Below are 12,937 nucleotides of genomic sequence, written 5' to 3'. Positions count from 1 at the left end.
ACTGCGTGTTCCAACACCAACATCCTGTTGAACTCGAGGTTCTTGCATGACGCTCAGTCCTTTGGCAGGCAAGCCGGCTCCGGCCAGCGTGCTGGTCGATATCCCCCGCCTGCTCACCGCCTACTACACCGGACGTCCCGATGCCGCGGTGGCGGCTCAGCGTGTGGCCTTCGGCACCTCAGGGCACCGGGGTACGTCGCTGGAACTGAGCTTCAATGAAGATCACGTACTGGCCATCACACAGGCCATCTGCCTGTATCGCCAGGAAAAAGGCATCGATGGCCCGTTGTTCGTCGGCGCCGATACCCATGCGCTGTCGGCTCCGGCCGCAGCCAGCGCCCTGGAAGTACTCGCCGCCAACGGCGTGCAGGTGATGCTGTCCAAGGACGATGAGTACACACCGACTCCGGCCGTGTCCCATGCCATTCTCTGCCATAACCGTGGCCGCCAGCAGGGTCTTGCCGATGGCGTGGTCATCACGCCGTCGCACAACCCGCCGCAAAGCGGTGGTTTCAAGTACAACCCGCCCAATGGCGGCCCGGCCGACAGCGACGTGACCAAGTGGATCGAAGCCAAGGCCAACGAACTGTTGGCCGCAGGTCTTGCCGGCGTCAAGCGCATGGACCATGCCCAGGCCCTGCAGGCCGCCACCACTCAGCGTTACGACTATGTAGGCCGCTATGTGGCGGATCTTGAGAACGTCATCGACTTCGACGTCATCCGCGCTGCCAAGCTGCGCCTGGGTGTCGACCCGCTAGGCGGGGCAGGGGTGCGCTACTGGCAGGCGATCGCCGAGCACTACCGTCTGGATCTGGACGTGGTCAACACCGAGGTCGACCCAACGTTCCGTTTCATGACCGTCGACTGGGATGGCCAGATCCGCATGGACCCCTCTTCGCCCCATGCCATGCAAGGCCTGATCGGTCTGCGCGAGCGCTTCGACGTGGCCTTCGCCTGCGACCCGGACCATGACCGCCATGGCATCGTCACTCCCGATGGCTTGCTGCAACCGAACAATTACCTGGCCGTGGCCATCGATTACCTGTTCCGTCATCGCCCGCTGTGGCGCAGCGATGCGGCGGTGGGCAAGACTGTCGTCAGCAGCGGCCTGATCGACCGCGTGACCGCTCGTTTGGGCCGTGAGCTGTACGAAGTGCCGGTGGGCTTCAAGTTCTTTGCCCAGGGCCTGTTCGACGGTTCGCTCGGCTTTGGTGGTGAGGAGAGTGCCGGTGCTTCGTTCCTGCGCAAGGATGGCACGGTCTGGGCCACCGACAAGGATGGTCTGATTCCGGCGTTGCTGGCTGCGGAAATGACCGCCCGTACCGGCCGTAATCCAAGCCAGGCCTATGCCGACTTGACCGAGGCCTTGGGCAAGCCGTACGCGACGCGTGTGGAAGCCAAGGCCGATGCCCGGCAGAAGGCACTGTTGAGCAAGCTGGCGCCCGAGCAGGTGACCTCCACCGAGCTCGCCGGCGAGCCGATCGAACAGATCCTCAGCCATGCGCCAGGCAATGGCCAGGCCATTGGCGGTCTGAAGGTGATGACGGCCAACGGTTGGTTTGCAGCGCGGCCGTCCGGTACCGAAGACATCTACAAGATCTACGCTGAGAGCTTCATCGATGAAGCGCACCTTCAGCGCCTGGTGCAGGAAGCGCAGGTGTTGGTGGATTCGGCAATCGCCTGATGGACAGCGGGGCTGTCCAGTAGCCCCATCACGATCTGAGACTGCTCCCACCGACGGGGTGGGGGCGTCTTGGAGGTGATTCAACCGCCACCGGCAAAGCCGGTGACCACACTGAAGTCACTGACCTCGACCTTGCCCCCGCCATAACCCAACAGGTGGAACGAAAACGCCTTTCGCACCGACGGGTTGTCGAAACCGAATTCCAGCTCCAGCGGCTGATCGGCTGTAACGATGATTTCCTCGGGCAATCCCAACGGCACATCCTGCTCGAATTCCTTGGCCTTGAGTTGGATGTAGGCGTCGTGTTTCGGGTCGAGCGAGCGCACCTTCACGCGTACACGGGTATGGGTGCCCTGGGGCATTTCCAGGTACTGAGCACCGATGAGGTTGTCGGCCCAGTCATCGCGGATGCGCTTGTGCAGGGTGATGGCTGCCGGGCCACCAAACTGGTAGCGCAGATTGAGCGGGGTTTGCAGCAGCGATTGGTCCAGCGTGTTGGCCAAGGCAGTGAGCTGCTGGCCTGCGATCTCGTTGCCCCGGCCCAGGTACTGGGCATGGTCGGCAATGAAACCTTGGCTTGCGTAACGGCGGCAACGCTCCTGGAAGTCGCACTCGGTCAGGGTGCCGTGACCGTCGTGATAGCGCAGCATGCCGTTGGTGTAGGAGATCATTTCGCGCCCCGTGTCGTAATCGCGGAACAGCGAGCGTCCGCTCAAGGCGGCCGGGATGGGCAAGGCGAAGTAGTCGAGCAGGGACGTGGCGAGGTCCACATGGCCGTAGGTGCCTTGCTTGAGGCGCGGCAGTTGGGCCTGTTCCGGTGCCAACGTCAGATTGAACCCCCATGAAGAGGCCAGGCGTACGCCATCGATACCGTGGGACTCATCGGAGGTGATGACCACCAGGGTGTCCTTGAGCACGCCCTGGCGCTCGAGGTTGTCGAGGAAAGCGCCCAGGGCATCATCCAGGTAGGCCACTGCCGCCTGCTTGGCGGTGTCGTAGCGCTGCAGGTAGCGCTCCGGCGCTGAATAGGGCTGATGGGTGCCGACGGTCAGCAGGGTGAGCATCCAGGGCTGCTTTTGCTTGCGCAGCTTGGCGACGTACTTCTGGGCACCTTCGAAGAAGGCGCGATCGTCCTTGCCCCAAGGGAAATGCAGGTAGTTCTTGTTGGTGAACCACTCCTGGCCGTGCACTGACCCGAAGCCGATGTGCGGCATGATCCGGTCCTTGGCCATGAAGCGCAGGCCAGCACCTTGCAGGTAATGGGTGCTGAAGCCGGCCTGGCGCAGCTGCGCCGGCAGGCATGCCTGGTTGCGCAGGTCCTGGGTCAGCAGCTCCATGCCTTTGGGCGTGCCGTTGGCGAGCTTGTCGTAATCGCCGCAGAGCAGGGCGTACAGGCCGCGGATCGTCTGGTGGGTATGCAGGACATAATCGGGCGTGTTCATGCCTCGCTCCGCCCAGCGGCTGAGGTTGGGCATGAGCTCTTCGTCAAAATGGCTGTGCAGGGCTTGACGGTTGGCCCGTACATAGGCGCCAGGGATGCCTTCCAGGGCAATCACCAGCACGTTGCGGGCCTTGCCCGGCGCGTCCAGCAGCTTGCGCCCGTTGAGGTCCGACTGGGTCAGGCCGGCGATGGGCAGCACGGGCACGGGTTGCTCGTTGCCCAAGGCGCTGGAGGTGGCGCGCTGCACGTTGCCCACTGCGGCGGTCAATAGCTGGTGGGGTAGGTTGTACTGGCGCCATTGGTCGGCGTCGGAGGGGATCAGATGCTGGCCGGCCCAATGCACGCCCAGCAGCACGACGGGAATGGCCCAGGCCTTGCGCGGCAGGGGCGTGCCCCGCAGGCCACGGCTGCGCCAGGCGCTGATCAACCAGACCAGCAACCCGGCGAGCAACAGCCAGGGCAGCCAGGCGTGGGCCAGGGCGCCGCCGGTTGAATTTTCCATGAACTGCGGATCGAACAGGTAGGTGAAGTCTGCGCTGTTGGGTAGTCGACCGACTGCGCTCACCAGCTCTGCCGAAGCCACCAACAAGGCGCCCCAGATCAGCAGTACGGGCAGCGCCAGCCACCAGGCGCGACGATGCAGGAATAGCACCAACAGGCTTGCGACCGCGATATCGGACAGGTAGCCGAAGGGGTTGGACCAGCCGAGCAAGGCCCTTGTACCCAGTGGGATCACCAGCACCAGGACTGCCAAGGCGAGCAGTCGGGCACGGGGATGACCGAGTATGTTCTTCACAAAGACTTCCTTCTTGTCATGAAACAGTCACTCAAGTGTGCTCCATGATAACAGGCGTTCGGCGCTGGACAGGGCTTGCGGACAGAGGGCAAGGCGTGGCGCGGCCTGCAGACTCATTACAAAAGATTGCATAAAGGATGGCATTGGGGTGCTGGGCACCCCGGCTGTCATCAGAAGTAATAGGGAAACTTGAGGCTGAACGAGAAGTCCGGTGCATCGTCGGTTAGGCCGATGGCAAGGTTCGGGACAATGGTCAGGTTGTTGGTGGCCGCGAAGGTCATGCCGATGTTGAAGTTCGCGGCGTTGTAGTCGCTGTTTGAGATCGACTGCCAATCGCCGCCATCGGGCTTGATCTTGCTTTTACTGGAGAACTGATCGGTGAACGAGAACGACATGCTCATCTTTTCGTTCAGGGCAAACGCGATACCACCGCCGATCTGCCACGAATCACCGAGTTTCACATCGCCTTTGACCTTTGTGCCCACCTGCGGGCTGATGTCGCTGAACGAGTCCTGCATGTTGTAGGTGTATTGCAAGCTGGCGAACAGCACCGCCGGGTCGAAGGTCTTGACCAACGATATGCCAGGCGAGATCGACCAGACACCATTGCCGGTCGGCAGATCCTCGGGCACCGCCAGGTTGTCGTTGCCCGGGCTCTGGATCAGCTTGATGCCGTATGGGTCCTTGCCGGTCGGGGCCTTCACCCGCAGGGTTGCGACGGCGTCGGGCCAGGTTTCCGACTCGTCGAGGAACTTGTAGGCGATGCCGAAGTTGACGTCGCCGATGGTCGGGTCGCGGGTTACCGAATCGTCCGAGGTGACCCCGGCGGCGCCGCCAGCGCCACCGGAGGAGTAAGTGGACTCGCGATAGACAATGGGCACGTTTATGTCGAACTGCCAGCGTTGATCCAGGTTGTAGCGGCCGGTCAGGTCCAAGGTCCAGTTGTCCGCCTTGATGCGGTCGATGTTGATGTTGCCGAGGAAGATCGAGTCCAGCGCCAGGAACCCGTTGAGGGTCAGGGCCCGCGTGTCGTAGTGGGTATAGGTGATGCCCGTCTCGAAGCTGAACTTGCCTCCGCCGAAGAAGCCGCTGGCCTCGTCATACAGGTTGGAAACACTCTGCGCAGGCTCGGAGTTGTCCTGTAGCGATTGCCCGTAGGAGCTGCCGGTGGTGCCAGGCGCGCCGGAGGCGACGGTCTGGCTGCCCTTGACGCCCTCGGCGGGCGACTTGGTCAGGCGCCGCGGGGCCGGAGCCGGTGGTGCCTCTTCGACCTGACGCAGCCGTTGTTCCAGCACCATCAATGCGTTCTGTTGTGCTTCGTAGCGCTCCTTGAGCGCCATCAGCTCCTGTTTCAGTGCTTCGACCTGAGGATCGGTTGCTGCCTGCAGCAGGGTGGCCGGGGTCAGGGTACTCAAACAAACGATAGCTCTTAGCGTCAACAAACGGTGCATGGGTTAGCCGTCCCTTCTGACTGCATTCGATGAGACTGAGCGTAGATCAGTATCCAAGACCACGGAGGCCTTTAAGTTGGTCCAGATTGACGTTCATCGAGCCGGCCGCAGGGGCCTCTCGCAGCACGACATTGAACGAGGTCAGGTTGCTGACGCGGTTGCTTGAGCCGAGCAACGTGGTGTTCTGCATCAGGCCGCCCTGGCCAATGCGTTGGAAGGTGTTGCCCTGGTTGTTGTTGGCGACGATGTTCATCTGCACGCCGCTGCCGGAGGAGGAGACCTTCAGCGTTCCCGCGCCGTTGCTGCCGAGCAGCGTGGAGCCATTGGCAAGGGCCTGCCCCTGGGGTGTGCCGCTGGGGGCCTTGTCGCCCCTGGTCACGTTGATGGCGACATTGTTGTGGGCGGTGTTGAAGTCACCGGCGGCCCGCACCACCTGGGTCACGCCTTCGGTGGTGTTGAGCCCGCTGCCACCGGTGACTGTGCCTGTGCCATTGCTCTTGGGCTGGGAGGTACCGGTGCCTTTTTCGTTGATCAGTGACACGTAGAACTGCGGCTTGATGGTCGATTGCTGGATCTGCATCGCGGAGGTCGCGCCGATCACCTCGCCGTTGGCGTTCTGCCAGGTGCTGGTCATGACGATGCCGAAGCTGACGATCCGCCCCGGCATCACGTACCGACCTCGCAGGTTGGCCAGTTCCTGGTCCTTGAGCTCGATAGGTTTGAACGTCTCGGCTTGGGTCGGCAGGGCAGCCGCCAGGCAAGCGGCGACCAGCCAGGTTGAAGTCTTCATGGGAGCTCCCGGAGCGTCATGCCCATTCTGATTTAGAAGAAGTCGCTTTGGATAAAGCCAAAGTCCATCAACTCCGCGTCCTGCACAGGGGTGAAATTGCTGACGCGATTCTTGGCGCTCAGCGGCAGCGGCGGGTCGAGCAGGATGTTGTTCTTGTCATACCCCTGGCCGATGACGGCGAAGATGATGCCGTTCCAGCCCTTAAGGAAATCTTCGACCGTGAAGCGTTTGTGGCCCAGTACCGGGTCGCCGATGTAGACCCAGCCCCTGTCGACCTTCTGCATGACCACGAAGTGCTTGTAGCCCCGGATGTCCATCAACACGACCACCGGAATGCGGATGCTGTTCAGGGTGTCGGGGGCCACTCGGTAGCCGCGGGCGCGCATGCCGAGGCTTTCCACGTAGCGCTTCATGTCGAGCATCGAGAAGCCCTGCACCCGGACCAGGTCCTGGTCGGCGTGGGCGAGCATGCCCTCGATGATCTGTTGTTCGTCGACGTCCAGCCAGTAGGCCTGACGCAGGATGGTCGCCAGCGCCGCGGCGCCGCAACTGAAGTCGGTTTTCTGTTGCACCAGGTCGGCGAACTTGCGTTCGCGAATGCTTTGGATGGGTTTGTAGATCACTGCGCCGCCTGGCAGGACCGACAGCGGCATCTGGGCAGCCTCACCCACGCTGGTCACGCACAGCAACAACGCCAAGGCGAAAATACGCATGTCCCACGCCCCCTTTGCATTTCTGATTAGGAAGAGGCCCCCCGTAGGGGGCCTCCAGGTCGCAGTTACATCGAGGTGTTGGAGATGGCCAGCGAGTTGCTTTGCTGGTTGCCCACACCGGCTGCCACGTTGACGCCCAGGTTGCCGCTGCCGCCATTGACCGAACCACTGAGGGTTGCGGTGTTGGTCACAGGGTTGGCCCAGCCAGTCGGGGTCAGCACTTGGAACGACACGGTGTTGCTCAGCGCGTACTCGCTAGACTCGCTGTAGCTCTTCGAGATGGTGTCCGAAGATTGCGAGGCTTTTTCGCCGGCTTTCTCGTAGGCCGAAGCGTTCGCTTTTTCCCACGCCGATTCGCGCGACTTGTCGTACGAAGAGTCGCGAGCTTTCTCGTAGGAAGAGTCGCGGGTGCGGTCATACGAGGAGCTGAACGACTTGTCGAACGACGAATCGAACGACTTGTCGAACGCCGACTCATGCGACTGGTCGTGCGAGGTGTCGACGTTCACGTCGAGGTTGGCGTTAAGCGAACCGTCGAAGCTTTCGCTACGAGTCCGTACGAATGGACCGAACGTGCTGGTGCTGGTGGCGTCAGCACTGGCCGAAGCATCCAGCGACGCGTTCAACGAAGCACTCGACGAGGAGCTGGAGCTCGAGTTGTGCGAACCACTGGCATTCCAGCTGTTGGAGCCGTTGGCTGCCATGTTGTTGGAGCCGCTGGCACTGCTGCTGTGGGAGCCACTGGCAGTCATGCTGCTCGAGCCACTGGCGCTGCTGCTGTGGGAGCCGCTGGCACTGCTGCTGTTGGACCCAGACTCGCTGAAGCTCGAGCTGGAGCTCTTGTCGATGGAGGAATCGAACGTGCCGCTACTGGAGGACGAACCGCTCTTGGAGGTGGTGTAGGTCAGCGTATCCACCCGATAGGTGCGGTCTGCCTTGTTGATGACAGTCAGGCCTGGGCCGTTCTGGTTGGCGGTAGCGGTGGCGGTGGAGTTACCCATAGGCGCACTGTTGTTGGCAATGGCCATGGTGTTTTTTTGCTGATTCAGATCGCCACCAGCGATGTTGATACCCACGTTGCCGCTGCTGCCGTCTGCCGAGCCGCTCATGACTGCGGAGCTTTGAGTGGACCAGTTCTTGACGGTGTTGTTGTTGCTGCGCTGATCGACGCTGGCGGTTGCCACGGACTCGCCGAAGACGAAGCTGTTGTCGAGCGCGGAGTTGTCGGACGCGGTGTTGGCGATGGCCGCCGCGTTATCTTGTTGGTTGCCGTTACCGGCCGCCACGTTGATCCCGACGTTGCCGCTCGCGCCGCCGGCGGAGCTGCTCATTTCGGCTTCGTTGATGGTGCCTTCATTGAGGATGAAGTTGTTGGTACTTCGTTGAGTGTCCTCAGCATTGGCAGTGGCGCTGGTGTAGATAGGTTTTGGTGGAGGATTGTGGTGGCCATTGTGGCCATGTCCACGCCGATCGTTCTGATCCGCTTGTGCAGCAACAGCCATGACCGCAGCAATTGCGAAAACCAGAGGCTTGAGTGCCATCGAGGGTTTCATGGTGTTTCTCCATCTTTTTTAGGTTAAGTGTTGTTCCACCTGTTTGGGTCAGTTAGCGACCCGGACGCTCAGGGTGTTTGCCGTCTGGTTTCCCACCCCGGCGCTCTGATTCAACTGAATGACCCCACGGCTACCGGTGAAGGCCTGGTCACCGGTGGTGACCTGGCGATAGCCGGGAGAGGCATCGGTTGGATCGGAGCTGTTGATCAACGCAACGTTCTGCTGCAGCAGGACGCTGTCGTCGATGGCTTGTGGATGCGCACTGATGCTGATCCGCAGTGCGTTGGCTTGTTGGGTACTGGCGCCTGCGCTCTGGTTCACGCCCAGTGCGCCGCTGCCATGGCTGAAGGCGCTACCCTGGATGCTGGCTCGGGCCCCCATGTTGGGATCGACCACTGACTGCAGGCCCTGACGGATCTGCGTGGTTGCGCTGGCCTCGTGGCCATAGGCGAAGGCCCGTGCGTTGGCCTGCTGCTGCAGGTCGCCCGCTGCCTGGTTGAGGCTGAAGTTGCCCTGGTACTGCGCGCCGGAATTGTCGATGGTGGCGTCGTTGATCACAGGAGGTTGGGCCAAGGCCGATGCACTGCAAAACGCGGTAAGGATTAACAGCGTCTGCCTCATCTCATTTGCCTCCGGTCAGAATCTGCAGCGGTGCCAGGCCGCGTTGGACGCTTGAGTTGACCATGTTGGAAATGCCGTTGCCCGAGCCGGTGCCGCGGCCAGCGGCCATGTTGGGGAGTTGGTTCTGGTTGCCGATGGCGCCGCCCAGGTTGGTGGTCTGCTGGGTCACCATCGAAGAAATGCCCGTACCGCTGGTGATGCTGGCGAAGTCACCGTCACTGAGTTCGTTGGTCTGCCTGAGAATGTGCGCAGACGGGTTGGCATTGGCGGTGGTGGGATTGGGGTCTGGGGCCACAGGAGCACGGATGGCCATGCGGGGCTGGACATCGCGGGTGATCACGATGATGCCGTTGTCGGCTTGGGCGGGCAGGCTGAGGCATGAGCCGAATACGCAACCGACCAGCAGGTGGTGAATCAGGCCTTTATCGAATGTCCTCACGACGGCAATTCCTTCTCTTGAGCGCTGGCCTGGGTCAGCGTTGCCCTGATGAGAGCAGAAGGTGTGCCGTTTTTGGATTTACCCGTTAAATCAAGGCGTTGGAGAATCTAGCTACGGATGTTTGGATTTTGTTGTATCAGCCGTGAGACGGATATCCATTCGCGCGTGGCCTGATCCTGCATCGGTGTTGCTTGACGAGGCTTTTTTCACAAGTGTTTCATGCGCCTTACACCACCCCCAAAACTGGTGAAAAGCCCATGAATTCGGGGACTGGCGCCCTTGAGTGTGTGTCAGGTCCTTAACACTCGGTTGGGCAGGTGGGGGATTTGCCTTCTAACAGGCGTTGCACCGCGTTCAGGGCTGCCGCGCTTCTTTGCGGCCATTCTCCGCCGATGATCTGCACCGTTTGGCGATGCCGTGCCAGCCACGCCAGACTGTCGTCGAAGAACCGTTGGCGGTCATTGAGGTCGGGCTGGCTGCGCTGGCCATCGTCCACCCAGCCGACGCCTTGGGGGCTGAGCAGCAAGTGCAGGTCATAGTGACGTGCAAGCAAGGCCTGTTCCAGCCAGGGCGGGCAGTCATCGAACAGGGCATGGCTCCACAGCATGTTGCTGAGCAGATGGGTGTCGAGGATCAAGAGCTCTGGCGTCAGCTGACGGGCCTGGTCCTCCCAGGCCAGTTGACCCTGGGCGATGGTCGGGATGTCGGCGTAACAGGTGTCACGCTGTTCCTGGTCGATGAAATGGCGTACGTATTCGCTGACGACCACGCCACCGAAATGTGCCTGGATCTCCCCACTGAGCCAGCTCTTGCCGCTGGACTCCGGGCCGCACAGCACCACGACTTTCATGCCGCCACCAGCGCCGGGTCGCGCCGCCATTGCAGCCAGCCACGTACGGCGATCAGGGTGAACAATGCGTAGAGTGCGGCGGTCAGGTACAGGCCTTTGTAGAGGAACAGGCCAACGAAGATCACGTCCAGAACCATCCACAGTGCCCAGCACTGCAGGCGCTTTTGCGCCATCCACCACTGCGCCACCAGGCTGAACCCCGTCAGTGCGGCGTCCAGCCAGGGCTGGGCGGCGTCAGTCCAGTGTGCCATCGCCGCGCCGAGAGCAAGACTTGCCAGCAGGCCGACCCCAAGCCCTGTAAGCATCGGCCCTGTGGCCAGGCTGGACACCTGACGGGCGTACTCGACACGCTCCGGGCGTGTCCATTGCCACCAGCCGTACAACTGCAGTACGGCATAGACCAGTTGCAGGAGCATGTCGGAGTACAGCTTCACCTCATAGAAGATCCAGCTGTAGAGCAGCACCATCACCAAGCCGATCGGCCAGCACCACGGGTTCTGCTTGACCGTGAGCCACACGGCGATGACGCCGAGCACGGCGGCGAAGAGTTCGAGGCCGGACATCGGCGATCCTTGGGAGTGGGGAAGGTCGCGATTGTAGCCTGTGGGGCGGGGAAGCTGTAGTGGCTGATGGCGGCCTGTTCGCGGGCAACCCCGCTCCTAAGGTAGGAGCGGGTTCACCCGTGAACAAATCGATAAGCTGTCAGACCTTGAACTGGCGCAGCAACTGTTCCAAGTCTTCGCTCAGGCGCGCCAGGGAGGCACCCGCATCGCTGGACTGGCGGGCCGCCTCGGCGGTCTGCTGAGACAGTCCGGCGGTGTCGAGGACATTGCGATTGATCTCTTCGACCACATGGGCTTGCTGCAAGGTGGCACTGGCGATTGACGCGTTGAGCGCGGTGAGGTTGTTCAATGCCTGGCTGATAGCATCCAGGCTGGTGCCGGCCTCGCGGGCTTGATGGACGGTCTGGCGCGAGGCTTCGCTGCTGGTGTCGATGGCCTTGACGGCTGCTTCCGACTGGCTTTGCAGGTGCTCGATCATGGTCTGGATCTCGGCGGTCGACTGGGCGGTGCGCTGAGCCAGCAACCGCACTTCATCGGCGACCACGGCAAAACCTCGGCCCTGTTCACCCGCCCGGGCCGCCTCGATCGCGGCATTGAGGGCCAGCAGGTTGGTCTGTTCGGCGATAGAGCGGATCACTTCCAGCACGCCACCGATCCGAGTGCTGTGCCCGGCCAGTTCGCGGATCACCTGCACCGCCTGGTCGATGGTGCTCGACAGCCGGTCGATCTGCTGCAGGCTACTGTGGATGGCCTGCTGGCCATGATCGACCTGCACTTGGGCCGCGTGCATCTCGTTGGCTGCCTGTTCGGCGGTCTTGGCGACGTCTTGAACCGCATAGGTGACTTCGTTGACGGCAGTGGCCACCTGGTCCATCTGCAGCGATTGCTGAACGCTGCGCGCCTGGGCTTGGCCCGCGTTGTCGCCGACGTGGCTGGCGGACTGGGCCAGGGCATGGGCCGCGCCTTGCAGTTGGCCGACCACACCCTGCAGCTTGCCGTTGAAGCGGTTGAAGTGCTCGCCCAAATGCGTGAGCTCGTCTCTACCATGGGTATCCAGGCGCCGGGTCAAGTCGCTTTCGCCGCTGGCGATGTTGCCCATGGCCTGCACGGCATCCTGCAACGGGCGAGCGATGCTGCGGGCGATCAACAGCACCAGCAGGGCCATCAGCACGGCGATACCCAGGCCGAGCAGGGAGGCATCGCGCACTTGGCGGGCGAATTCGGCCTGAACGTCGTCGATATAGACACCCGAGCCGATAATCCAGCCCCAGGGTTTGAACAGCTGGATGTAGGAAGTCTTGGCCACCGGTTCGCTGGCGCCGGGTTTGGGCCAGCGGTAGTTGACCGAGCCTGCGTCCTGGCTGCGGGCGAGGGCGACCATTTCGTTGAAAACGGCAAAGCCGTCAGGGTCGCGGATGGCGGACAGGTCCTGGCCGTCGAGCTTGGGGTTGGTCGGATGCATGATCATCTTCGGCCCCAGGTCGTTGATCCAGAAATAGTCATCTTTGTCGTAGCGCAGGCCACGTACCACCTGCAACGCCTGTTGTTGGGCTGCCTCACGGCTGAGTGTGCCGGCGGCCTCCAAGCCTTGGTAGTAGGCCAGCACTCCGGCAGCGGTCTGTACCACGTGCTGGGTTTTCTGGGCCTTGGCCTGATACAGGTCGCCGTGGAGCTGGCGCAGCATCAACAGGCCCAGGATCACCAGCATGGCCACCGCCACCAGCAGGATCAGCGACAGGCGACGGCTGATCGACATCGACCTCAAGGTCTTCATGAAAGGTACTCCCGCATTGTTCTTGTTATCAGGCGCATCCAAGCATGCTTTACGCATCGCGACACACTCGACCAAGGGCTAAGTGCCGGAAGAGGCATTTCGTGTCGCATGCCGTGCGAGCGATTGACAAGCACCTCTGATAGGATTTCGGCCGCGCAAGATGAAACCTTTAGGCATCGGCGTATTTCCACTGGCAATGCGGCCGGCAGTCGCTGTAAAACGGCCGGGCCTTTCGCGGCAATCACTAAGCAAATCAAGTACA

The 12,937-nt window shown here is 61.9% G+C and carries 11 protein-coding genes; 1 reads left to right on the top strand and 10 read right to left on the bottom strand.

Annotated features, from left to right (window positions below):
* Positions 1–46: 46 nt before the first annotated feature.
* Positions 47–1,684, top strand: a complete 1,638-nt coding sequence (gene pgm / locus J5X93_RS14295; RefSeq protein WP_043211843.1) for a phosphoglucomutase (alpha-D-glucose-1,6-bisphosphate-dependent) — start codon at positions 47–49, stop codon at positions 1,682–1,684.
* Between the two features lie 80 nt (positions 1,685–1,764).
* Here the strand turns inward: pgm and J5X93_RS14290 are convergent, their stop codons facing one another.
* From J5X93_RS14290 to J5X93_RS14245, 10 genes are all read right to left on the bottom strand, one after another.
* On the bottom strand, positions 1,765–3,921 hold the full coding sequence (locus tag J5X93_RS14290; RefSeq protein ID WP_182943155.1) for an LTA synthase family protein: 2,157 nt from the start codon (positions 3,919–3,921) through the stop codon (positions 1,765–1,767).
* A 170-nt stretch (positions 3,922–4,091) separates the two neighbouring features.
* A complete protein-coding gene (fapF, locus tag J5X93_RS14285; protein ID WP_043211844.1) occupies positions 4,092–5,372 on the bottom strand; it encodes a fibril amyloid transporter FapF in 1,281 nt (426 codons plus the stop codon).
* A 46-nt stretch (positions 5,373–5,418) separates the two neighbouring features.
* A complete protein-coding gene (gene fapE / locus J5X93_RS14280; RefSeq protein ID WP_043211846.1) occupies positions 5,419–6,162 on the bottom strand; it encodes a fibril amyloid subunit FapE in 744 nt (247 codons plus the stop codon).
* A gap of 32 nt (positions 6,163–6,194) precedes the next feature.
* Complete coding sequence (fapD, locus tag J5X93_RS14275) at positions 6,195–6,875, bottom strand: fibril amyloid maturation endopeptidase FapD (protein WP_043211848.1); 681 nt, start codon at positions 6,873–6,875, stop codon at positions 6,195–6,197.
* A gap of 65 nt (positions 6,876–6,940) precedes the next feature.
* Positions 6,941–8,428, bottom strand: a complete 1,488-nt coding sequence (gene fapC / locus J5X93_RS14270; protein WP_090342979.1) for an amyloid-like fimbrin subunit FapC — start codon at positions 8,426–8,428, stop codon at positions 6,941–6,943.
* A 48-nt stretch (positions 8,429–8,476) separates the two neighbouring features.
* Positions 8,477–9,049 carry a fibril amyloid subunit FapB gene (gene fapB, locus J5X93_RS14265; RefSeq protein WP_043211853.1) on the bottom strand — a complete coding sequence of 191 codons (573 nt, stop codon included), beginning with the start codon at positions 9,047–9,049 and terminating at the stop codon, positions 8,477–8,479.
* 1 nt (position 9,050) lies between these two features.
* Entirely contained in the window at positions 9,051–9,488 is a 438-nt protein-coding gene (gene fapA / locus J5X93_RS14260; RefSeq protein WP_043211856.1) for a functional amyloid chaperone FapA, read from the bottom strand.
* 298 nt (positions 9,489–9,786) lie between these two features.
* A complete protein-coding gene (locus tag J5X93_RS14255; RefSeq protein WP_043211858.1) occupies positions 9,787–10,338 on the bottom strand; it encodes an AAA family ATPase in 552 nt (183 codons plus the stop codon).
* Positions 10,335–10,901, bottom strand: a complete 567-nt coding sequence (gene pnuC / locus J5X93_RS14250; RefSeq protein WP_043211861.1) for a nicotinamide riboside transporter PnuC — start codon at positions 10,899–10,901, stop codon at positions 10,335–10,337. The genes J5X93_RS14255 and pnuC overlap by 4 nt, the downstream gene beginning before the upstream one ends.
* Before the next feature lie 139 nt (positions 10,902–11,040).
* A complete protein-coding gene (locus J5X93_RS14245) occupies positions 11,041–12,675 on the bottom strand; it encodes a methyl-accepting chemotaxis protein (protein ID WP_182943158.1) in 1,635 nt (544 codons plus the stop codon).
* Positions 12,676–12,937: the final 262 nt, after the last annotated feature.

Source organism: Pseudomonas sp. BYT-1, assembly GCF_023611805.1.
GTDB lineage: Bacteria > Pseudomonadota > Gammaproteobacteria > Pseudomonadales > Pseudomonadaceae > Aquipseudomonas > Aquipseudomonas guariconensis.
The sequence above is the reverse complement of the archived record's forward strand: the minus strand, read 5'-3'. Positions and strand labels throughout refer to the sequence as shown.